We start from the raw sequence: 21,606 nt of genomic DNA on the forward strand, positions 1-21,606 counted from the left end.
GTTGCATGGGAGCTCGCATCATCAAGGGGAATGGGCGCATGATGCAAGCAAAGCCATTTATGCACTAGACTATCTCATTGAAGAACATTTATGAGTTGAATTCACAATGGCAAGACTGGATGTCAACCGTTCCGGCGAGCTGGAAGTGTTCGTGCGCGTGGCCGAGCTGGGCGGCTTTTCCGCCGCCGCGCGCGCCTGCGGCATGACGCCGTCGGCCGTCAGCAAGCTCGTCTCGCGGCTGGAGGCGCGCCTCGGCGCGCGCCTGCTGAACCGCTCCACGCGCCAGCTGCAGCTGACGGCCGAGGGCTGCGGCCTGTACGAGCGGGGAATACACGTGCTGGCGGCCCTGGACGAGGCCGAGCGCTGCGCCGGCGTGCAGGATGTGCCACGCGGCAAGATCAAGGTGAATGCGAACGTGCCCTTCGGCCAGCATTTCCTGCTGCCGCTGGCGCCGCTGTTCCTGGAGCGCTATCCGCAAGTGACGCTCGATATCGTGCTGACGGACGAAGTGGTCGACATCCTCGGCCAGCGCGCGGACGTGGCCGTGCGGGCCGGCCCCCTGAAAAGCTCCAGCCTGCTGGCGCGCAAGCTGGGCCAGACGCGCATGGCGATCGTCGCATCGCCCGCCTACCTGGCGCGGCGCGGCACGCCGCAGGTGCCCGCCGAGCTGGCGGCGCACAACTTGCTCGACGCCAATTATGCGCGCGCCCGCGCCGGCTGGCCGCTGCGCCTGCCCGAGGGCGACATCGTCGTGCCTGTCATAGGCAATGCCCAGGCCAGCGATGGCGAAGCCTTGCGGCAGCTGGCGCTGGCGGGACTGGGACTGGCGCGCCTGGCCGCCTTCCAGGTGCGCGCCGACATCGCCGCCGGGCGCCTGCTGGCGCTGCTGGAGGGGTACAACCCGGGCGACAGCGAGGACGTGCATGCCGTCTTTGTGGGGCAGGGCGGGCACGTGCCGCTGCGCGTGCGCGTCTTCCTCGATTTCTTGGCGGAACATGTCGACCTGGGATGAGCGTGCCCAGGCGCAATAGGCTACAGGCGGACACGGCCGCGCAGTACAATATCGGCATACAACAAATACGGTCCGCAATGGGTCGGCCCGTATCGTGTCTCTGAATGGAAATATGTTCCTGGTAAAACCTGAACGCCGCCGCCTGCTGCAGGTGGGCGCGACCGTGGCTGTCATCGCGCTGGGCCTGGCCTCGCGCGCCTTTCCCCAATTCGTTCCCGCCGCGCTCGGCAAGTATCCGGGCGACGCCCTGTGGGCCATGATGATCGTCTTTGCGCTGGGCGCCATCGCCACGCGCATGCGCACATGGCCGCTGGCGCTGATCGCGCTGCTGATCTGCTTTGCCGTGGAATTTGGCCAGCTGGTCCAGACGCCGTGGCTCGTCGCGCTGCGCGCCCATCCGCTGGGCCACCTGGTGCTGGGGTCGACCTTCGCCTGGGGCGACCTGATCGCCTACGTGGCGGGCGTGGCGATCGCGGCGCTGGTGGATGCAGCGGCGCTGTTCAAGCGCCGCTGAACCCGATTACTTGACGTTCCCCTCCGCATCGCGCAGTTCCACGGGCGCCAGCTTGAGCTTGGTCAATTGCGGGGCGATCTTCGCCTTGTCGCCCACGCCGATGACGATCAGCGTTTCCGGCTGCAGGTATTTCTTCGCCATCTGCTGCACCTGCTTGTCCGTCACGCCCGCAAAGCGCTGCGGCAAGGTGCTGTAATAGTCGAGGCCCAGGCCGTAGATATACGTGTTGGCCATGCTGCTGCTGATGCTGGCATTCGTCTCGAACTGGCCCGGCAGCGACAGCACCTGCGAATTGCGCGCATTCGACAATTCCTTGGCCGTGAGCGGCTTGGCGATCATGGCGCGGATTTCCTTGAAGGTTTCCGACACGGCCGGACCCGTCACGTCGGTGCGCACGCCGGCGGCTATCGAGAACGGTCCCGGCTGGCTACGGTACTGGAAGTGCGAGCGCACGCCATACGTGTAGCCCTTCTCTTCGCGCAAATTATTGCTCAGGCGGCTAGTAAACAGGCCGCCCAGCGCCGCGTTCATCACTTGCAGCGGCGCATAGTCGGGCGTGGCGCGGGCCACGCCGATGGCCGACAGGCGCACGGCCGTCTGCGGCGCACCCGGCTTGTCGACGAGGATCAGCCGCGCCTTCGTCGTCTGCGGCGCCGCCGCTACCGGGGCGGCCACCGTGCCCGCCTTCCAGCTGCCGAACTTGGCTTCGGCCAGGGCCTTCAGTTCCGCTGCGCCGATGTCGCCCGAGACGATCAGGGCCGCATTGTTGGGCAGGTAGTGCTGCTGCCAGTAGCCTTGCAGGTCGGCACGGCGCGTGGCTTTCAGGGCCGCTTCCGTGCCCAGCTGGATGTAACCGTAGGGATGTTGCGGGCCGTACAGGGCGGCCGCTTCCACGCGGGCCGCCACGGCCGCCGCGTTTTCGCGCTGCTGCGCCAGTTCGCCGAGGCGGCTGGCGCGCTGGCGTTCCACCTCTTCTTGCGGGAACTGCGGGTGCTGCACCACGTCGGCCAGCACGTCGAGCGCCTGCGGGAAGGTGGACTTGAGCGAGGTCAACTGGGCGAACGAGGCATCCGCGCCGGAGCCGGTGCCCAGGAAGGTGCCCAGCTGCGCCACGTCGTCGGCGATCTGCGGCGCGCTGCGCGTGGCCGTGCCTTCCTGCAGCAACTGCGCCGTGAAGCTCGACAAGCCCGGCTGCGCCAGCGGATTGGCGCCCGAGCCGCTCTTCACCACCAGCTGGCTGGAGACGAGGGGCACGGCCGGGTTGTAGTTGTGGATCACGGTCAAGCCGTTGCTCAGGGTGAAGGACGTCGCTTGCGGCAGAACAAGCTTTGGCGCGGGACCCGCCTTCGGCACCGCGTTGCGCCACGGCTCGTCCGGGTTGATGGCCGTGCCCGGTGCAGCCTTGACCTTGCCCGGCGCGGGCGTCGCCACTTCCGGACCCAGGTCCGGCTTGCCCGGCACGCCATACACGACCACGCGTGACTGGTTCTTCAGGTAGGTGTCCACGGCGCGCTGCACGCCGGCCGCCGTCACCTGGCGGTAGCGCTCGATATCCTTGGCCAGGTAGCCGGGATCGCCCAGGTACTGGTTGTACTGGTTCATCATGTTGGCATTGCCGCCCACTTTTTCCACCTGGATCAGCAAGCTCGTCTCGATGCTGTTGCGGGCCCGTTCCAGCTCCTTCTCCGTGGGGCCGTTGGCGCGCAGCTGCTCCAGTTCCGCCTGCATGGCTTGCTCGATTTCCTCGGGCTGGTGGCCGGGACGGGCCGTCACGTCCACGGTAAACACGGAGGCGAGGGCGTTCGAGCTCTGGTTGGCGCCCACGTCCTGCGCGATCTGCTTGTCGTACACCATGGATTTATACAGACGGCTGGACTTGCCGCCGGCCAGGATCTGCGCGGCCATCGTCAGTTCCGCGTCGTCAGGGGCATAGGCGGACGGCGTCAGCCAGGCCATGAAGACGCGCGGCAGCTCGACCCGGTCCTGCACCACGATGCGGCGTTCCTGCGTGATGGGCGGCGTGACGACATCGGGTTTCGGCACGGCCGGGCCGCTCTTGAAGCTGCCGAAGTATTTGTTGACCAGCTCCTTGGTCTTCGCCTTGTCGATGTCGCCGGCGATCACCAGGCTGGCATTGTTGGGGCCATAGTACTTGGTAAAGAATTCCTTGATGTCGTCCAGTTTCGCGTTCTGGATGTCCGCGTGCGAACCGATGACGCTGGCGTAATACGGATGGTTCTTCGGAAACAGCTGGTGGTACAGGGCCTCCTGCACGATGCCGTAGGGCGCGTTTTCCACGCTCTGGCGGCGCTCGTTGCGCACCACGTCCTGCTGGTTCGTCAATGCCGTCTGGTCGAGCACGTCCAGCAGGTAGCCCATGCGGTCGGAATGGGCCCACAGGGCCAGTTCCAGCTGGTTCGACGGCACCGTGTCGAAGTAATTGGTGCGGTCGAAATCCGTGCTGCCGTTCGAATCCGTGGCGCCCGCTCCCTCCAGCAGCTGGTCGGCCATGCCGCGCGGCACGTGCTTGGTGGCGGCAAACATCATGTGCTCGAACAGGTGGGCAAAGCCCGTCAGCCCCGGCGCTTCATTTGCCGGTCCCACGTGGTACCAGATGTTGACGGCCGTGACGGGCAATTTATGGTCTTCCACGAGGATCACGTCCAGGCCGTTCGGCAGCGTGTATTTCTCGTAGGCCGTACTCGGCACGCTGGTCGCTCCCGTCGCGGCGGCCGCAGCGGCGGCGTGGACGACGGTGGACGGGGCGCCGTACAGCGACAGCATCAGGGCGGGTATGGCCAGCAGTTTGATCGGTTTCATGCGTGCTTCCAGAGAGGGGTTGGTAGGATGCTACGGTTGGCTTGTGGCTTGCGTGGGGGGCGCCGCGGGCGTGCTCTTGTAGAGCAGGGCCGCGCCGCCCAGCACGAGCAGGGCGCTGGCGAGGGAAACGATGGCGGCGGCGCCCAGCAGGCGCCATTCGCGCGGCGTGAAGCCGGCCGGCGATGGCGCGGACACGGGCGTCTGCGGCACGGAGGGGGGCGGGGCGGCGGCCGGCAATTACAGCCTCAGCGCGCGCCTGCGCCGCCAGCGCCTCCGTGGCCCCTTCCAGCAGGGCCAGCTGGCGCCCGACGGTTTCCGCCAGCACCGCTTCGTTCAGCGCCACCAGGGCGAATACGGGGTCGTCGACGTCGATCTTGATGCCCGTCTTGTCGAACACCTGCGTGCGCAGTTTATGCGGGTCCATCTACCACTGCACCTTGTCGAGCTGTTCGAAGATGTCGCGGTAGACGACCTTGATGCGCTGCTTTTCCATGATGTTGAACTTGTCGTTCTGCAGCACTTCCTGCATCGTCAGGCGCGCCGTGTTCATCTTCTTGACGTCCGCGCCGAAGGTGTCGGGATTGCGCTGGCTCAAGGTGATGCTGCCTTTCACGCGCGCGCGGTTGTCGGCATACGATTGCGATTCGATGAACTGCTTGCCGGACGCCGATTGCAGCAGGCCGAAGTGCTCGTTCTGCCACAGCACCAGCGGCACCTTCGTCGATTGCGCCGTGGCAACAAAGCCCGTGGCCGTGTCGTGCAGGGTGTCGCCGCCGCCGACGATGGTGTGGATGTAGACCTTGCGGCCCGATTCTTCCAGCAGGGAAAAACAGTCGTTTTCCAGCAGATAGCCCATCAGGGGCGAAAAGGTGTTGGCGCCATTGTCGACCACGCAGTTGCCGTCGTCTTCGAGGATGTCGATCATCAGCGCGTCGAAGCGCTTCGGATCGATGTTGCGCGCATCCGTCATCACGGGCACGTGTTTGACATTCATCGCCTTGTAGCGCGAAAAGGTGGCGTTTTCCTGATCGGTGTCATAGCAGCGCAGGGGCGTGCTGTCCTTGCCGCCCATCCATTGCGCCAGCAGGGTCGAGACGAGGGTCTTGCCGATGCCACCCTTGCCCTGCAGGATGAAATGTACCGTGTTTTGCATTGCGACTACTCCAGGTTGTTGCGTCAGTTGCGTCAGAAATCGGGATCAGTGACAGCGGGCCATGCCGCTGTCGGGGGCCGGGCGCTTCACTTGCCCGTCGTCGGGCACGCCCAGGTATTGCCAGCTGTAGCCATCGTCGTGCAGGCGCAGCTTCAGCACGCCATGGCTGCTGTTGTCGCGCATTTCACTGTGCGGCATCAGGTAAAAGAAGGGCGTCAGGAAGGCGCCGCCCGTGCCGACGACGAACTGGCGCACGCCGCGCTGCGTGTCGACCTTGCCTTGCGCATCCTGCGGCGCGAAGCGTTCGTAGTCGTGGTCATGGCCCGACAGCACCAGTTCCGCGCCCGCGTCATACAGGGCTTGCCAGGCCGGCTGCATGGTTTTCGGCGCGATATGCCCGCCGGAACTGTACAGCGGCGCATGCCAGTAGGCGAGGGTGCAGCGCCGCGGGTGGCGCGCCAGGTCGTCCCGCAGCCAGGCCAGCTGTTCCGCCAGGCGCGCGGCCGGCAGGTGGCTGTTGAGGGAAATCACGTGCCAGGCGCCCAGTTCAAAGCTGTAGTAGTCGGGGCGGCCGAAATAGGCGGCATAGCCGCTGGCCTCCCGCGAGCCGTAGTATTCATGGTTGCCCGGAGTGGGGAAGGTGCGCTCCTTGAAGCGGCCCCAGGTGGGCGCGTAGCAATCGCGAAATTCCGCCGCCAGGCCCGCCGGATAGGTATGGTCTCCCAGGCTCAGCACGGCCGCGCGGGGCTTGTCGGCCAGTTCGCCCGCGATCAGGTCGGCCGTCTGCGCCGCTCCCGTGTAGGCCCAGCCCCGCTGGCGGCAGTCGGCGATGTCGCCGGCCGCGTACACGGTGTAGGCGGGTCCCTGCAAGGGCGGGCCGGCCGGCTCCTGTCCCGCCGGTGCGGCGGCGCAGCCGGCAAGCAGCAGCAGGCAGGGCAGTGGCAGGCAAAGGGGCGGGCGCGTGAACAGGGTCATGAAGGCGGCGTGGCGGGGGTGTCTGGCGATGGTTGAGAATAGTTCTTTTTGACGTATAGGGCAACCATGGCGCTGTCCCATGGCAACTGGCATTTTTACCACAATCCTTTGCAAAGTTGCCATGGGGAAGAACGAATCTGGTTATGATGTTAATCAGGATACCATTGTTGCAGAGCAATTTTTTTGTGAACCATCCACGCCAGAGTGTGCATGAGGAAGCAGTGCCGATCTCCAGTCTCGATAAAGCCGACATCGACCGCCTGAATCAGCAGGCCCTGTCTTGCCTCGTCGGCAACCGCCGCCAGGCGCGGCGGCTGGCACAGATGGCGCTGGCGGCGGCGCAGCGCCAGCAATATGGACGCGGCGCCGCGTATGCGGAACTCAATCATTGCTGGCTGGCCTATTACGGGGGCGAGGCCGAACCGCCGTGCGGCGGCTTGCGCGACTATTTCCGGCAGACGGGCGACCTCGAAGGCGGCATGGAGGTCGCCGCCCTGCAGGGCGCGTATGCGAGCCGGCGCGGCGACTTTGCCGAGGCGGAGCAGCATTTCTTGCAGGCGCGCACGCAGGCCGCGCAGATTCCCGACTCGCTGCATAAGTTCATGCTGTATGCGCGGCTGGGCGTCGATGCCCTGAACCGCGGCGACACGCAGGACGGCCCGCGCAATTTCCTGCTGGCGCTGGATATCGCCGAGCGCTTCGGCAGCCCCGCGCACCGGGTCAACAGCCTGTCGAACCTGGCGTCGTCGCAGCACGACCTGGGCAATGACGAAGACGCCATCCCCCTGCTGGTCGAGGCGCTCGAGATCATCGGCACGCAAAAGCTCAAATACCAGCAAACCATCGTCTCGGCCAACCTGGCCATGTGCTTATTGGCCACGGGCAAGCCGGCCGAGGCGCTGGCGCTGGTCGAGCCGTTCTATGAGTGGCCGGAAGAAGACCTGGCCATCCGCGCCTTCCTCTTCTGCATTGCCGCCCATGCGGCCATCCTGCTGCAGCAGCCGGCCAGCGCCCTGCAGCTGCTGCTGCGCGCCGAGGAATATGCGCGCCGGGGCCAGGACCTGGAAGAGCAGATGCACGCGTGGCTGGTGCGCGGCAAGCTGGACCTGGACGCGGGCCAGACGGCGCAGGCGCTGGCCTCGCTGACGCAGGCGCACAGCCTGCTGAGCTGGACGCGCAATCCGTTTCACCAGCAGCAGATCCTGCGCGGGCTGGCCGAGATCAACGCCCGGCTGGGGCAATGGCAGGCCGCCTATGGCTATCTGCAGCAATACCAGGCCGCGTTCGAGGCCAGCAGCAAGTCGGCGCGCGCCTCGCGCAGCCTGATGCGCAACCTGGAAAAGGAAATGCACAGCCTGAAGGCCGAGCGCGACAAGGCGCTGGAGCTGCAGGCGGCGCGCGAGTCGGAAAACCTCAAGCTCGAGCACCTGAACCGCGAGCTGGCGCACCAGATCCTGCACGTCAATTCCCTGCAGGACAGCCTGAAGGAGCAGGCCATGCGCGACCACCTGACGGGCCTGTACAACCGCCGCCATTTCGAAACCTGCCTCAATGCCATCCTGCACGAGGCCGACGCCCAGGCGCCCGTGACCATCGCCATCATCGACCTGGACTTCTTCAAGCGCGTCAACGACACCTTCGGCCACAATTTTGGCGACGAGGTGCTGATCCAGTTCGCGCGCCTGGTGGAAAGCCAGCTGCGCGGCAGCGACATGCTGTGCCGCTACGGCGGCGAGGAGTTCTGCCTGCTGTTGCGCGAAGCCGACAGCGTCATCGCCGCGCACAAGATCGACGATATCGCCGCGCGCTACCGCCAGTTGCTGATCCGCCAGGCGCCGCACAGCTTGACGGGCTGCACCTTTTCGGCCGGCATCGCCGAATACCCGCGCCACGGCGCGGGCCGCCACGAATTGCTGATGCGCGCCGACAGCGCCCTGTATGCGGCGAAACAGGCGGGCCGCGACCGCGCCTGCGTTGCCGATCCTACTTGATAAATCGCAATAGCCCCTGCAGGGCATGGGCGACGGCCTGTTCGCGCACGGCTTGCCGGTCGCCCGCAAACACCAGCCGTTCCGTGTGCACGTGGCCGGCGCGGGCCCAGCCGAAGCAGACGGTGCCGACGGGCTTGCCGGGCACGCCCCCCGTGGGGCCGGCGATGCCCGTGGTCGAGACGGCCACCTGGGCGTCGCTGTGGGCCAGGCTGCCCTGCGCCATGGCGGCGGCCACTTCCTCGCTGACGGCGCCATGCGCGGCGATCAGGTCGGCCGGCACGCCCAGCATGGCGGTCTTGGCGGCGTTCGAATAGGTGACGAAGCCCCGCTCGAACCAGGCGCTGGAGCCGCCGACATCGGTGACGGTCTGCGCCACGCCGCCGCCCGTGCACGATTCGGCCGTGGCCAGCAGCAGGCCGCGGGCCTGCAAGGCGTGGCCGACGGCGGTGGAAAGGGGGAAGAGCGCGTTGTCCATGCGGGATGCCTGTGTGCGGTGGGGGAGGAAGCGTGACTGTAGCATGGCGTACGGTAAAAGAAACTTTCCCCGGTATCGGCGAAAATGCGTACACTCTTTTATACATTTGCTACCAATATGGGCAGGCAGGCGGTCTGCCGCCGCGCCGCCCTGGTTCGCATCGCCCGAATAGGGACGCGGCATGGCGCCGCGCCTTCGAATGCATTATCTTTACTCGGTTGTCATGGCATTTCTGAACTGGACCTGGCGGCAGCAGCGCGGCCCCCTGCGTAGCCCCTTGCGTGGCGCCGGCCGCGGCCCTCTCCGCTGGGGCTGGCTATTGCTGCTGCTGGGCGCCCTGTGCGCCGATGCGGGGGCGCAGGTGCCGGCCGAGCTGGAACGCCAGGTGAAGGCGGCGTATCTGTACAAGTTTGCCGGGTTCGTCGAATGGCCCGATGGCAGCTTTGCCCGGCCCGATGCGCCGCTGGTGATCGGCGTGGCCGGCGCCGATGCGCTGGCCGATCAGCTGGAACTGAGCGTGGCCGGGCACAGCGTCAACGGGCGCAGCGTGCAGGTGAAGAAAGTGCGGCGCGGCGAGCCGCTGGCCGGCCTGCACGTGCTGTACCTGGGCGCGCTGGACAAGGCGACGCTGCAGGAAATGCTGGCCGCCAGCCGTGGCCTGGCGTTGCTGACGGTCTCCGATTCCGATGAGGTCTATGCCATGGGCAGCATGATCAATTTTGTGATGGCCGAGGACAAGGTGCGCTTCGACGTGGCCCTGAAGCCCGTGGCGCAGGCGCACATCCGCATCAGCGCGCGCATGCTGCTGGCCGCCTACCGCGTGCAGACGGGGGGCGCCTAGATGATACGGCTGCGTTCCATCCGCCGCAAGCTGATGTCGGTGGTCCTGCTGACTACCCTGGTGGCGCTCGTCATCTCGCTGGGCACCATCGTCGTGTACGACCTGCGCGTCTACCACCGCAACCTGGTGGCCGACATCAGTACCCAGGCCGAGCTGCTGGGGCACATGAGTTCGGCCGCGCTGGCCTTCGACGACGAGCGCCTGGCGCTGGAAAACCTCAACCTGATGCGCATCCGTCCGCGCGTGACGGCCGGCGCCCTGTACAAGGCCGACGGCAGCCTGTTTGCCAGCTACCGCGCCAACGAGGGCGTGGGCGCGCTGCCGGCGCAGGTGGGCAAGGAAGGCGAAAGCATCGCCGGCAATTCCGTGGAATTGTTCAAGCCCATCGTCGACAATGGAGAGCTGCTGGGCACGGTGTACCTGCGCGCCGACTATGAACTGGCGGGCCGCACGGCCGATTACCTGGCCATCGCCCTGGGAGTGACGGTGCTGGCGCTGCTGGTGGCCTTGCTGCTGCTGCGCCGCCTCGACTACGTCATCACCCAGCCCATCGTCGACATCGCCGACGTGGCGCGCGAGGTCATCGAGACGGGCGACTATTCGCGCCGCGCGCGCAAGCTCAGCGCCGACGAGGTGGCGCAGCTGGTCGATTCCTTCAACAAGATGCTGGCCGAGATCGAACTGCGCACGCAGGCGCTGGAGCGCTCGAACGGCGAGCTGGCGCGCGAGGCCGAGCAGCGCGCCCAGGCGCAGCAGGAAGTCATGCGCCTGAACCAGGAGCTGGAAGTGCGCGTGCATGAACGCACGGTGCAGCTGGAAATGACGAACGGCGAGCTGGCCATGGCGATGGAAGAGGCGCGCAGCGCCAACTATGCCAAGTCGGCCTTCCTGTCGTCGATGAGCCATGAATTGCGCACGCCCCTGAATGCCATCCTCGGCTTCGCGCAAATCCTCAGCTCCGACCGCCTGCCGTCGACCCTGGCGCAAAAGAAGGAATTCGCCGGCCACATCCTGAAGTCGGGGCGCCATTTGTTGACATTGATCAATGAAATCCTCGACCTGGCGAAGGTCGAGTCGGGCACGGTGAACCTGTCGCTGGAACCGGTGGCGCTGGACGCCATCCTGCTGGAATGCCGCGACATGATCGCGCCGCTGGCCAGTCAGCGCGGCATCGGCATGACCTTCCCCGACGCCTGCCCCCTGAACGTGCTGGCCGACCGCACGCGCCTCAAGCAGATCCTGCTGAACCTGCTGTCGAACGCGCTCAAGTACAACCGCGAGCATGGCGAAGTGCGCATCGCCTGCGCGCCGCAGCCGGGCGGGCGCGTGCGCATCAGCGTGCGCGACACGGGCATGGGCCTCGATGGCGAACAGGTGGCGCTGCTGTTCCAGCCCTTCAACCGCCTGGGCCAGGAAGGCGGCACGGAAGAGGGCAGCGGCATCGGCCTGGTCGTCACCAAGCGCCTGGTGGAACTGATGGATGGCCACATCGGCGTGAGCAGCGAGGCGGGCGTCGGCAGCACCTTCTGGATCGAGCTGCGCGCGGCCGCCAGCGTGCCAGAGCCCGTGTCGCCGGGCCTGCCGCGGCCCGACCTGGCCGGCGCCCTGCTCGACAACAGCGCCCCCGTCACCCTGCTGTACGTGGAAGACAATCCCGCCAACCTGACCCTGGTCGAGGAAATCGTGCGCTACTGCCCCCAGTTGCAGCTGCTGACGGCCAGGGATGGCCGCCTGGGCGTGGAGATGGCGCGCAGCCATTTGCCGCAGCTGATCTTGATGGATATCAACCTGCCGCACATTAACGGCACCGACGCCTTGCAGCTGCTGCGCGCCGACCCGCGCACGGCGCACATCCCCGTCATCGCCCTGACGGCCAACGCCATGCCGGGCGACGTCGAGCGCAGCATGGCGATGGGCTTCTACCGCTACCTGACCAAGCCGATCAACCTCGAGGAATTTACCGAGGCGATCAACAGCACCCTGGCCTACGTGGCGCAGCAGCGCCGGCAGAAAGGCACGGGCGCGCCATGATCAGCCAAGCCGACATCTATGGCGCCAAGATCCTCGTCGTCGACGACCAGGAAGTCAACCTGCGCCTGCTCGAACACCTGCTGGCAAGCGGCGGCTACACGGCCATCACCAGCACCCTCGACGCGCGCGCCGTGGCGGGCCTGCACCAGCGCCACCAGTTCGACCTGATCATCCTCGACCTGGTGATGCCCGCCATGAGCGGCTACGCCGTGATGGATGCGCTGCGCCCGCTGGAGCTGGAAGGCTACCTGCCCGTGCTGGTGATCGCCGCCGACCCGGACGCCAAGCTGGCGGCGCTGGAGGCGGGCGCGCGCGACTTCATCAGCAAGCCCTTCGACGCGCTGGAAGTGCTCACGCGCATCCGCAACATGCTCGAAGTGCGGCTGCTGCACCGCGCCGCGCGCCACTACAACGCGCTGCTGGAGCGCACGGTGGGCCAGCGCACGGCCGAACTGCAGCGCTTCCGCGGCGCCATGGATGCCACCACGGACGCCATCTTCCTCGTCGACGTGCTGGGCATGGCCCTGGTCGACGCCAACGACGGCGCCTGCCGCCTGCTCGGCTATGCGCGCGGCGAACTGCTGTCGCTGGCGCCGGGCGCCCTGCTGCCGTCGCCGCCGCCGGCGCCGCTGGCCGCGCTGCAGGGCGGTTCGGCCCACCTGGCCACGGAAGTGACGGAATGCGAACTGGTGCGGCGCGACCTGGGCCTGGTGCCCGTGGAGCTGGGCTGGCACTGGTATGCGCAATCGCCCGTGGCGGGCGAGCCGGCCACGGGCGGCCTGCTGCTGATCGCCGTGGCGCGCGACATCAGCGAGCGGCGCCAGGCGCAGGAACGGCTGAAGCACCTGGCCCATTACGACGGCCTGACGGGACTGCCGAACCGCAGCCTGTTCTACCAGACCCTGGCCCAGGCTGTCGAACTGGCGCAGGAAAAGAGCTGGCGCATCGTCGTGCTGTTCATCGCCCTCGACCGTTTTAAAAGCATCAATGACACCCTGGGCGCGGCGCTGGGCGACGAGCTGCTGCGCCAGTTCAGCAACCGCCTGGTCGAATGCGTGCGCCTGCGCGACACGGTGGGGCGCCTGGGCAACGACGAATTTGCGCTGATATTGACCATGAGCCGCAACCAGCAGGAGGCCGTGGCAGTGGCCAACCAGGTGCGCGAAACCCTGCGCGCGCCGTTCGACCTGCGCGGCCACGCGGCCACCCTGACGGCCAGCATCGGCATCGCCATGTATCCCGACGATGCGCTGGATCCGGAAACGCTCATCAAATATGCGAATACGGCCATGGGCGGCGCCAAGCAGGCGGGCCGCGACGGCTACCGCTTCTTCACGGCCGGCATGAACGTGCAGGTGCTGGCGCGCCTGGACCTGGAACTGGCGCTGCGCCATGCGCTCGAACATGAGCAGTTCATCCTGTACTACCAGCCCAAGGTGGACTTGCGCACGGGCCGCATCAGCGGCGTGGAAGCGCTGCTGCGCTGGCGCCGCCCCGGCTACGGCCTGGTGGCGCCGGCCGAATTCGTGCCGGTGCTGGAAGACACGGGCCTGATCGTGCGCGTGGGCGCCTGGGTGATCCACGCCGCCTGCCGCCAGATCGCCGAATGGCGCGACAGCGAAGTGGGACCCGTGCACGTGGCCGTGAACGTGTCGAGCCGCCAGTTTGCCGAGGGCGACCTGGAAGGCGAGGTGACGCGCGCGCTGGCGCAGTACCAGGTGGCGCCGGAACTGCTGGAGCTGGAACTGACGGAAACGGCGCTGATGTCGAATGCGGAGCGCACCATCGTCGTGCTGGGCAAGCTGAAGAAAATCGGCGTGAAGGTGGCCATCGACGATTTCGGCACCGGCTATTCCAGCCTGGCCTACCTGCAGCGCTTCCCCATCGACAAGCTGAAGATCGACATCGCCTTCGTGCGCAACATCACCAGCAACCCGAACGACGCCGCCATCGCCCTGGCCATCGTCAGCATGGCGCACAGCCTGAAGCTGAGCGTGGTGGCCGAAGGCGTGGAATCGCGCCCGCAGCTGGAATACCTGCGGCGCAACCGCTGCGATGAAATCCAGGGCTTCTATTTCAGCCGCGCCCTGCCGGCGCTGGAGCTGGGGCAGATGATCGCCGCCGGCGCCGGCTTGCCGCCCGGCCACGATCCGGCCGCCCAGCCGGCGCAGACCCTGCTGATCGTCGACGACGACGTCAACGTGCTGTCGTCGCTGCACCGCCTGTTCCGTCCCGAGGGCTACCAGATCCTCACGGCCAGCACGCCGGCCGAAGGCTTCGAGATGCTGGCCCTGCACCGCGTGCACGTCATCGTCTGCGACCAGCGCATGCCGAGCATGAGCGGCACGGAGTTCCTGAGCAAGGTCAAGGAACTGTACCCCGAAACCATCCGCATCATCCTCTCCGGCTACACGGGCCTGGAAGCCGTGCTCGACTCCATCAACCGGGGCGCCATCTACCGGTTTTATACGAAGCCGTGGGACGACATCCAGCTGCGCGACAACATCCGCCTGGCCTTCCAGCACTACTGGATGGTGAACCAGCCGGGGCTGGCGCGCGTGACGGTGCGGTAGACCTTATGCGCTGAAGTGGTCGAAGGACGCCAGGCGCAGATCGAGTGGCTGTCCCGTTGCATCCACCAGGCGCAGGCCCGGTGCCGCCTCGATGCGGCCCACGCGGGTGGCGGGCGTGCCGCAGGCGATGGCCAGGGCGGCGATGGCCTCGCGCGACGATGCCGGCGCCGTGAAGCACAGTTCATAGTCGTCGCCGCCGGCGGCCGTGTAGCGCCGCCGCAGGGCCGTGTCCTGCTGCGCCAGGATGGGACCGGCCGGCAGGGCATCGACGTCCAGGGTGGCGCCCACCCGCGACGCCTTCAAGATGTGTGCCAGGTCGCCCGCCAGGCCGTCCGAGATGTCGATGGCCGCATGCGCCAGGCCCTGTTCCGCCAGCGCGCAGCCCAGCGCCACGCGCGGCGTGGGCGTATGCATGCGCGCCGCCGCCGTCAGCAGGTCGGCTGGCGACAGCTCCTGCTCCATGCGGTAGCCGGCCAGCGCCAGGCGCGCGTCGCCCACCGTGCCGCTGACCCAGATGTCGTCGCCCGCCACGGCCGCGCTGCGGCGCAAGGCCTGGCCCGGCGCCAGTTCGCCAAAGACGGTGATGCAGATATTTAAGGGACCCTTGGTGGTGTCGCCGCCGATCAGTTCGCAATCAAAGGCGTCGGCCAGGGCAAACAGGCCTTCGGCAAAGCCGGCCAGCCAGGCGCGGTCGGCCTGCGGCAGGGCCAGGGCCAGGGTGAAGGCCACGGGACGGGCGCCCATGGCGGCCAGGTCGGACAGGTTCACGGCCAGGCTCTTGTGCCCCAGCATGCGGGCATCGGCGCCGGCAAAGAAGTGCCGGTCCTCGACCAGCATGTCCGACGAGATGGCGATCTGCTTGCCCGCGCCGGGCGTCACCAGCGCGCAATCGTCGCCGATGCCCAGGGTGGCGCGGCCGGGGCGCTGGCGCACGAAATATTGTTTGATCAGGTCGAATTCGGAAAGCGCGTCGTGTGGGGCCATGGTTCGTCTGCTGGTTGAGGGAGGGTGTGGCGCCCCTATTATAGGCTGGCCTACAATGGACGCCCCAGCCACTACCGTCCACCTTCCCATGCCCCTCCACGATATCCACGCCGTGATGCAATCCTATCTTGACGATGGCTGGCTGCGCGAGCCGCAGGCCGTTGGCCTTGCCAGTTTCACGGCGCCGGAACTGCTGGCGCGCGGTTTTGATGAACTATGCGATGGCGGCCAGCTGTGCCTGTATGAGGATGAACGCTGGTTCCGCCGCGCCAGCCGGGCCGTGCAGGCATCGTTCAAGGTGTATCTGCAAGGCGGCCGCTTGCACGCGAATGGGCTGGAACTCGGTTATCAGGTGCGCCTGGCCAGCGTGCTGCGCGCGGCGCGGCGGCCCTTGCCGCCGTATCGATTGCTGCTGGAGGCGGGGGCGCACAGCGGCGCGCTGCTGTTCGACAGCGGCCTGGTGCTGCAGTTTGCCGCCAACCTGCGCGGCGCGCCCCGCCATTATTTTTTGACCCTCGTCGAGGGGCAGTTACCCGACCCCGGCGCGGGCGAGCTCGACCTGCGCGCCGCCAGCGAGGGCCACGTCCAGGCCCTGTACGGCCACCGTGCGCCGGAACAATTGCAGCGCCAGGCAAGGCGCGGCCATGCCGCCCTGCGCGAGCTGGCGCGCGTGCTCGCTTAAACCTTCTTCGCCTGCGCCATGCCCTGCAGCAGCTTGGCCAGCAACCGGTCGAGCTGGCGCTGCTCGTCCCCGCTCAGCGCCGACAGCATGGCGTGCTCGTTCTCCACGTGCAGCAGCACCAGTTTGTCGATCAACTCCAGCCCCCTGGGCGTGAGGGCCACCAGTACGCCGCGCCGGTCCGTCGGGTGCTTGCGGCGTTCGATCAGTCCCGCCGCTTCCAGGCGGTCGATGCGGTTGGTCATGCCGCCCGAGGACAGCATGGCCGCCTCGTACAGGGCCGTCGGCGTCAGGGCATGGGGCGCGCCCGAGCGGCGCAGGGTGGCCAGCACGTCGAATTCGCCCGGCTGCAAGCCGTGTTCGGCGAACAGGGGGTTGAGCCAGTCGCGCGCCATCAGCTGCGCTACCGTGCCCAGCTGGCCCACCAGCTGCATGGCGCTGGTGTCCATCTGCGGCAGTTCGCGCTGCCATTGAGCCGCGGCAAATTGCGCGCGCGTGTGTTCTTGCGGGGTATCCGTCATGGGGCGTCCTCTGTCTATCTTAGCGTCAAGATATAAATCTATCTTTGTGTTAAGATACTTTTCATCGAGTTATATTTTGATGCTGCATTAAACCATGTGCCTCCCCGCGAGGCAAGGACTACTCTCCCATGCCATTCGACCGACCTGTTTCCTCCCCCCGTGCCTCTTCCGCCCTGCTGGTGGCCGCCATCATCCTGCTGGGCCTGAACCTGCGCCCCATCCTGGCCGCCATCGGCCCCTTGCTCGACAGCATCCAGGCCAGCACGGGCATCAGCAATGCCGATGCGGGCTTGCTGACCACCGTGCCCGTCTTCGCCATGGGCGTGTGCGCGCTGGCGGGCGCGCAGTTGCAGCGCCGCCTGGGCGTGGCGCGCGGCATTGCGCTGGGCATCGCCATCATCGCCGGCGCCTGCGCGCTGCGCTGGCCCCTGCACGGCAGCGGCGGCCTGATCGCCACGGCTGCCCTGGGCGGCCTGGGCATCGCCCTGGTGCAAGCCTTGTTGCCCGCCTTCATCAAGCGCCATTTCCCCGAGCGGGCCGGGCAATTGATGGGCTTCTATACGACGGGCATCATGGGCGGCGCGGCCATTGCCGCCGCGTCCGCCTCGCCCCTGGCGCAGTCGCTGGGTTGGCAGGCGCTGCTGGCCCTGTGGGCCGTGCCCGCCGTGGCGGCCGCACTGCTGTGGCGCCGCGCGGCGGCCGGGCGCGTGGACGTGGCCAGCGGCGCGGGCGCCAGCCTGCCCGTGGGCAGCCCCCGCGCCTGGCTGCTGATGGTGTTTTTCGGCATCGGCACGGGCGCCTATACCCTCGTGCTGGCCTGGCTGCCGCCGTTCTACACGGAGCTGGGCTGGAGCGCGGCCGACAGCGGCTTGCTGCTGGGCGGCCTGACCCTGATGGAAGTGTTGGCGGGACTGGCCGTTTCCACCGTCATCCACCGCTTTCCCGACCGCCGCATCCTGTTGCTGGCCGTCCTGCTGGCCGTGCTGGCGGCCTGCCTGATCGTGGCGCCCGCGCAACTGGCGCTGCCCGCCGTGATATTGCTGGGCTGCGGCATCGGCGCCCTGTTCCCCCTGTCGCTGATCGTCAGCATGGACCACGTGACGGACCCTTCCGGCGCGGGCGCGCTGCTCGGTTTCGTGCAGGGCGGCGGCTACATCATCGCCAGCAGCATGCCCTTCATCGCCGGCCTGATCCGCCAGCAGTCGTCCAGCCTGGCACAGGCGTGGATGGTGATGGCGGCCGGCGTGGCGGTGCTGCTGCTGATCGCCTTGCGCTTTGCGCCGGGCGCGCGGCTGGCCATCCCCCGGTGATTCTTAAAATCAATGAAAAATGAGAATTCGATAGTTTTTGCTGCTATCTCCGTTTGCGCAAGCGGGCGGCCTTACAATGGCAGGTTATGCGTTTTCGTGATATCAGACTGTGGCTAGCGGAAAATACCTAGCTAATTGAAAGAATCGGTCTGATAAAATCCGAAACACCCGATCGATCAAACAGGAAGGCAGCACAGCATGGATTCGTCATCTGATAAAAAAGAAGAATTGCGTCAACAATTGCGCTTGGCCGCACTCGAATACCACGAGTGCCCGCGCCCCGGCAAAATCAGCGTGACGCCCACCAAACAACTGACCAACCAGCGCGACCTGGCGCTGGCCTACTCGCCAGGCGTGGCGGCTCCCTGCGAAGAAATCGTCATCGATCCGGCCAATGCCTATAAATATACGGCGCGCGGCAACCTGGTGGCCGTCATCACCAACGGCACGGCCGTGCTGGGACTGGGCAATATCGGCCCGCTGGCCGCCAAGCCGGTGATGGAAGGCAAGGGCGTGCTGTTCAAGAAGTTCGCCGGCATCGACGTCTTCGACATCGAGATCAACGAATCGGACCCGGACAAGCTGGTCGACATCATCGCCTCGCTGGAACCGACCTTCGGCGGCGTGAACCTGGAAGACATCAAGGCGCCGGAGTGCTTCTACATCGAGCGCCAGCTGCGCGACCGCATGAAGATTCCCGTCTTCCATGACGACCAGCACGGCACGGCCATCATCGTCGGCGCAGCCATCCTGAACGGCCTGAAAGCCGTCGGCAAGCAGATCGAGGATTGCAAGCTGGTCGTGTCGGGCGCGGGCGCGGCGGCATTGGCCTGCCTGGACCTGATCGTCGACCTGGGCTTCCCGCTGAAAAACATCTACGTCACCGACCTGGCCGGCGTCGTCTACAAGGGCCGCACGGAACTGATGGACCCGGACAAGGAACGCTTCGCGCAGGATACGCCGCTGCGTACCCTGGCCGAGATCATCCCGGACGCCGACATCTTCCTCGGCGTGTCCGCCGGCGGCGTGCTCAAGCAGGACATGGTGCGCAAGATGGCGCCCAATCCATTGATCCTGGCGCTGGCCAACCCGAATCCGGAAATCCTGCCGGAAGAAGTCAAGGCCGTGCGCAGCGACGCCATCATCGCCACGGGCCGTTCGGACTATCCGAACCAGGTCAACAACGTGCTGTGCTTCCCGTACATCTTCCGCGGCGCCCTCGATTGCGGCGCCACCACCATCACGCGCGAAATGGAAATCGCCGTGGTGCACGCCATCGCCGACCTGGCGCATGCCGAGCAGTCGGACATCGTCGCCACCACGTACGGCATCAGCAACCTGTCCTTCGGTCCCGAATACCTGATTCCGATGCCGTTCGATCCGCGCCTGCTGATCAAGATCGCGCCAGCCGTGGCCAAGGCGGCCGAGGATTCGGGCGTCGCCACGCGTCCGATCAAGGACCTGCAAGCCTATGCGGACAGCCTGCAGCAATTCGTCTACCGCAGCGGCACCTTCATGAAGCCGTTGTTCCTGATGGCCAAGTCCACGCCGGCCGACCTGAAACGCATCGTCTACGCCGAAGGCGAAGAAGAGCGCGTGCTGCGCGCCGTGCAAGTGGTGGTCGATGAAAAACTGGCGCGCCCCATCCTGGTCGGCCGTCCGCCCGTGCTCGAAGCGCGCATCCAGAAGTTCGGCCTGCGCCTGAAGCAGGGCGTCGACTTCGACGTCATCAACCCGGACTTCGACGAGCGCTATCGCGATTACTGGAATACGTACTACGACATGACGAGCCGCAAGGGCGTCACCGAGGAATACGCTAAACTGGAAATGCGCCGCCGCCATACGCTGATCGGTTCCATGATGATCCACAAGGGCGACGCGGACGGCATGATCTGCGGCACCTTCGGCACCACCCAGCTGCACCTGAAATACATCGACCAGGTGTTGGGCAAGCGCGCCGGCAGCAATGTCTACGCCGCGATGAACGTGCTGATCATGCCGGAACGCCAGCTGGTGATGGTCGACACGCACGTCAACGAGAACCCGGACGCCGAGCAGCTGGCCGAGATCACCATCATGGCCGCCGAAGAGATGACCCGCTTCGGCCTGTCGCCGCGCGCGGCCCTGCTGTCGCACTCGAACTTCGGTTCCAGCGACAGCGCCTCGGCGCAGAAGATGCGCGCCGCCCTGGCCATCATCAAGGAACGCGCGCCGGACCTGGAAATCGACGGCGAAATGCACGGCGATACGGCCCTGGACAGCAAGCTGCGCCAGAAAATCATGCCGCATTCGGCACTGAAGAACGACGCCAACTTGCTCGTCATGCCGAACATCGAGTCGGCCAACATCGCCTACAACCTGGTCAAGACGGCGGCCGGCAACGGCATCGCCGTGGGCCCGATCCTGCTGGGCTGCGCCAAGCCCGTGCACATCCTGACGCCATCGGCCACCGTGCGCCGCATCGTCAACATGACGGCCCTGTGCGTCGTCGACGCCGTGGCACAGCGCAAAGCCTAAGGCTGTAGCTGTCGCTTGAAAGCCGCGCCATCCGCAAGGAGGCGCGGCTTTTTTTACATGGGCGGCACGGGAAGGGCCGCGGCGGGCGGATGGCGGTGCCGGTGGTAGTGGCGGTACAGCATGATCTTGCCCCATACCAGCAGCAGCGCCGCCAGCGCGAACAGGCCCAGCGTGATCTTGAGCGAGCTGAAATAGGCGCCGGCCTGCCGTTTGATGGCGTCGACGAAAATCATCGGCACCGACTTGTCGAGTTTGCTCAAGTCGGCATGGCGCGCGCCTGGCTTCAGTGTGCCATCAGCACCGGTACCGTCATCTGCCGCAGCACGGTTTCCGTCACGCCGCCCAGCAGGAGTTCGCGGAAGCGCGCATGGCCGTAGCCGCCCATCACCAGCAGGTCCGCATGCACCTCGGCCGCCATGGCCAGCAGGGCCGCGCCGATGTCGCCCGTGGTGACGGACGAGCGCACCTCGACGGGCACGCCGTGGCGGCTCAGGTAGGCGGCGATGTCGGTGCCCGGGTGGCGCGCCGGCTGCGCGTGGCCGGCGGGCGGGTGCAGCAGGGCCAGCACCACCAGGCGCGCCGCGCGCAGGAGCGGCAGGGCGTGGCCGATGGCGCGCGTCGCCTCCATACTGCCATCCCAGGCCACCACCACCGTGCCGCCTGCCTGTGCGCCATCGGCGCCGGGCGGCACGATCAGCACGGGCCGGGCCGCGTTGAGCATCACGTAGGGCACCAGGTCGCGCATGGCGCCGGGCAGGGCTTCGCCGGCATCGTGCTGGCTCAGCACCGTCAGGTCGCTGTAGCGGGCGCTGACGGCCATGCCGCCATCTTCGTCGTCCTCGATCAGGCGCCGCTCCAGCGAGACGGCGCCGGCCTGGCGCGCCAGGGTTTCGAACTGGTCCAGCGCCTGTTCCGCCCGCCCGTACAGGGCGGCGATGTGCGTCGCCACGGCGTCGCCGCGCATGCCGCGGTTGTTTTCCAGGGTCAGGCGCGAGACGCCCGTCATCGCCGCGCCGATCAGGTGCGCCTGGTGCGCGTGCGCCAGCCGCGCCGCGATGGCGATGCGCCGTGGCGCATGGCGCGACAGGTCGGCGTGGACGAGGATGGATTTGTAGGCCATGGTGTCATTCGCTAGTCAGGATGGCAACAAGGCTAGAACGGCAATGCGGCCAAGTCCAGCATTGCCGTGGCGGGTGGCGGTTTTCTTGTG

At 66.8% G+C, this 21,606-nt stretch carries 18 protein-coding genes; 9 read left to right on the forward strand and 9 right to left on the reverse strand.

Features of this window, described 5'->3' with window-relative positions:
- Positions 1–106: 106 nt before the first annotated feature.
- Entirely contained in the window at positions 107–1,012 is a 906-nt protein-coding gene (locus EBS11_RS17895; protein WP_290604916.1) for a LysR family transcriptional regulator, read from the forward strand.
- Positions 1,013–1,124: 112 nt separating this feature from the next.
- Positions 1,125–1,526 (forward strand): DUF2809 domain-containing protein, encoded by a 402-nt coding sequence (locus tag EBS11_RS17900; RefSeq protein ID WP_290604918.1) that lies wholly within the window; start codon positions 1,125–1,127, stop codon positions 1,524–1,526.
- A gap of 6 nt (positions 1,527–1,532) precedes the next feature.
- On the opposite strand, the gene EBS11_RS17905 is transcribed toward EBS11_RS17900, so the two are convergent.
- The 4 genes from EBS11_RS17905 to EBS11_RS17920 all read right to left on the reverse strand — a co-directional run bounded on the left by EBS11_RS17905 (position 1,533) and on the right by EBS11_RS17920 (position 6,474).
- Positions 1,533–4,346 (reverse strand): pitrilysin family protein, encoded by a 2,814-nt coding sequence (locus EBS11_RS17905; RefSeq protein ID WP_290604920.1) that lies wholly within the window; start codon positions 4,344–4,346, stop codon positions 1,533–1,535.
- Positions 4,347–4,376: 30 nt separating this feature from the next.
- A complete protein-coding gene (locus EBS11_RS17910; protein ID WP_290604922.1) occupies positions 4,377–4,583 on the reverse strand; it encodes a hypothetical protein in 207 nt (68 codons plus the stop codon).
- A gap of 187 nt (positions 4,584–4,770) precedes the next feature.
- Positions 4,771–5,499, reverse strand: a complete 729-nt coding sequence (locus EBS11_RS17915) for a hypothetical protein (protein ID WP_290604924.1) — start codon at positions 5,497–5,499, stop codon at positions 4,771–4,773.
- Between the two features lie 45 nt (positions 5,500–5,544).
- On the reverse strand, positions 5,545–6,474 hold the full coding sequence (locus EBS11_RS17920) for a metallophosphoesterase (RefSeq protein WP_290604926.1): 930 nt from the start codon (positions 6,472–6,474) through the stop codon (positions 5,545–5,547).
- A gap of 221 nt (positions 6,475–6,695) precedes the next feature.
- Between EBS11_RS17920 and EBS11_RS17925 the strand changes: the two genes are divergently transcribed.
- Positions 6,696–8,465: a GGDEF domain-containing protein gene (locus EBS11_RS17925; protein WP_290604928.1), complete on the forward strand. Its 1,770-nt coding sequence runs from the start codon at positions 6,696–6,698 to the stop codon at positions 8,463–8,465.
- On the opposite strand, the gene EBS11_RS17930 is transcribed toward EBS11_RS17925, so the two are convergent.
- A complete protein-coding gene (locus EBS11_RS17930) occupies positions 8,458–8,940 on the reverse strand; it encodes a CinA family protein (protein ID WP_290604930.1) in 483 nt (160 codons plus the stop codon). The two genes, EBS11_RS17925 and EBS11_RS17930, sit on opposite strands and share 8 nt — an antisense overlap.
- A gap of 223 nt (positions 8,941–9,163) precedes the next feature.
- Between EBS11_RS17930 and EBS11_RS17935 the strand changes: the two genes are divergently transcribed.
- From EBS11_RS17935 to EBS11_RS17945, 3 genes are read left to right on the forward strand one after another with little or no spacing between them, the layout of a single operon-like run.
- Positions 9,164–9,781, forward strand: a complete 618-nt coding sequence (locus tag EBS11_RS17935; protein WP_290604932.1) for a YfiR family protein — start codon at positions 9,164–9,166, stop codon at positions 9,779–9,781.
- Complete coding sequence (locus EBS11_RS17940) at positions 9,782–11,812, forward strand: ATP-binding protein (RefSeq protein WP_290604934.1); 2,031 nt, start codon at positions 9,782–9,784, stop codon at positions 11,810–11,812.
- The gene (locus tag EBS11_RS17945; protein WP_290604936.1) at positions 11,809–14,385 is read left to right on the forward strand and encodes an EAL domain-containing protein; all 2,577 of its coding nucleotides are present in this window, start codon (positions 11,809–11,811) and stop codon (positions 14,383–14,385) included. Before EBS11_RS17940 ends, EBS11_RS17945 begins: the two co-directional genes overlap by 4 nt.
- 3 nt (positions 14,386–14,388) lie before the next feature.
- On the opposite strand, the gene thiL is transcribed toward EBS11_RS17945, so the two are convergent.
- Positions 14,389–15,369 carry a thiamine-phosphate kinase gene (gene thiL / locus EBS11_RS17950; RefSeq protein ID WP_290604938.1) on the reverse strand — a complete coding sequence of 327 codons (981 nt, stop codon included), beginning with the start codon at positions 15,367–15,369 and terminating at the stop codon, positions 14,389–14,391.
- Positions 15,370–15,457: 88 nt separating this feature from the next.
- On the opposite strand from thiL, the gene EBS11_RS17955 reads away from it, so the two are divergent.
- Positions 15,458–16,051, forward strand: coding sequence for a hypothetical protein (locus EBS11_RS17955; RefSeq protein WP_290604940.1), 594 nt, complete (start codon positions 15,458–15,460; stop codon positions 16,049–16,051).
- On the opposite strand, the gene EBS11_RS17960 is transcribed toward EBS11_RS17955, so the two are convergent.
- Positions 16,048–16,569, reverse strand: coding sequence for a MarR family transcriptional regulator (locus tag EBS11_RS17960; protein ID WP_290604945.1), 522 nt, complete (start codon positions 16,567–16,569; stop codon positions 16,048–16,050). The genes EBS11_RS17955 and EBS11_RS17960 overlap by 4 nt on opposite strands.
- Before the next feature lie 128 nt (positions 16,570–16,697).
- Here EBS11_RS17960 and EBS11_RS17965 point away from each other — a divergent pair, with 128 nt between their 5' ends.
- Together EBS11_RS17965 and EBS11_RS17970 are read left to right on the forward strand one after the other, a co-directional pair.
- On the forward strand, positions 16,698–17,879 hold the full coding sequence (locus tag EBS11_RS17965) for an MFS transporter (RefSeq protein ID WP_290604947.1): 1,182 nt from the start codon (positions 16,698–16,700) through the stop codon (positions 17,877–17,879).
- Between the two features lie 198 nt (positions 17,880–18,077).
- The gene (locus EBS11_RS17970; protein WP_290604949.1) at positions 18,078–20,396 is read left to right on the forward strand and encodes an NADP-dependent malic enzyme; all 2,319 of its coding nucleotides are present in this window, start codon (positions 18,078–18,080) and stop codon (positions 20,394–20,396) included.
- Between the two features lie 53 nt (positions 20,397–20,449).
- Here EBS11_RS17970 and EBS11_RS17975 read toward each other — a convergent pair whose 3' ends face one another.
- Positions 20,450–20,656 carry a hypothetical protein gene (locus EBS11_RS17975; protein ID WP_290604952.1) on the reverse strand — a complete coding sequence of 69 codons (207 nt, stop codon included), beginning with the start codon at positions 20,654–20,656 and terminating at the stop codon, positions 20,450–20,452.
- A gap of 23 nt (positions 20,657–20,679) precedes the next feature.
- Positions 20,680–21,516 carry a universal stress protein gene (locus EBS11_RS17980; protein ID WP_290604954.1) on the reverse strand — a complete coding sequence of 279 codons (837 nt, stop codon included), beginning with the start codon at positions 21,514–21,516 and terminating at the stop codon, positions 20,680–20,682.
- Between the last annotated feature and the right edge of the window lie 90 nt (positions 21,517–21,606).

This window comes from Janthinobacterium sp. (assembly GCF_009923995.1).
Taxonomy (GTDB): Bacteria; Pseudomonadota; Gammaproteobacteria; order Burkholderiales; family Burkholderiaceae_D; genus Janthinobacterium.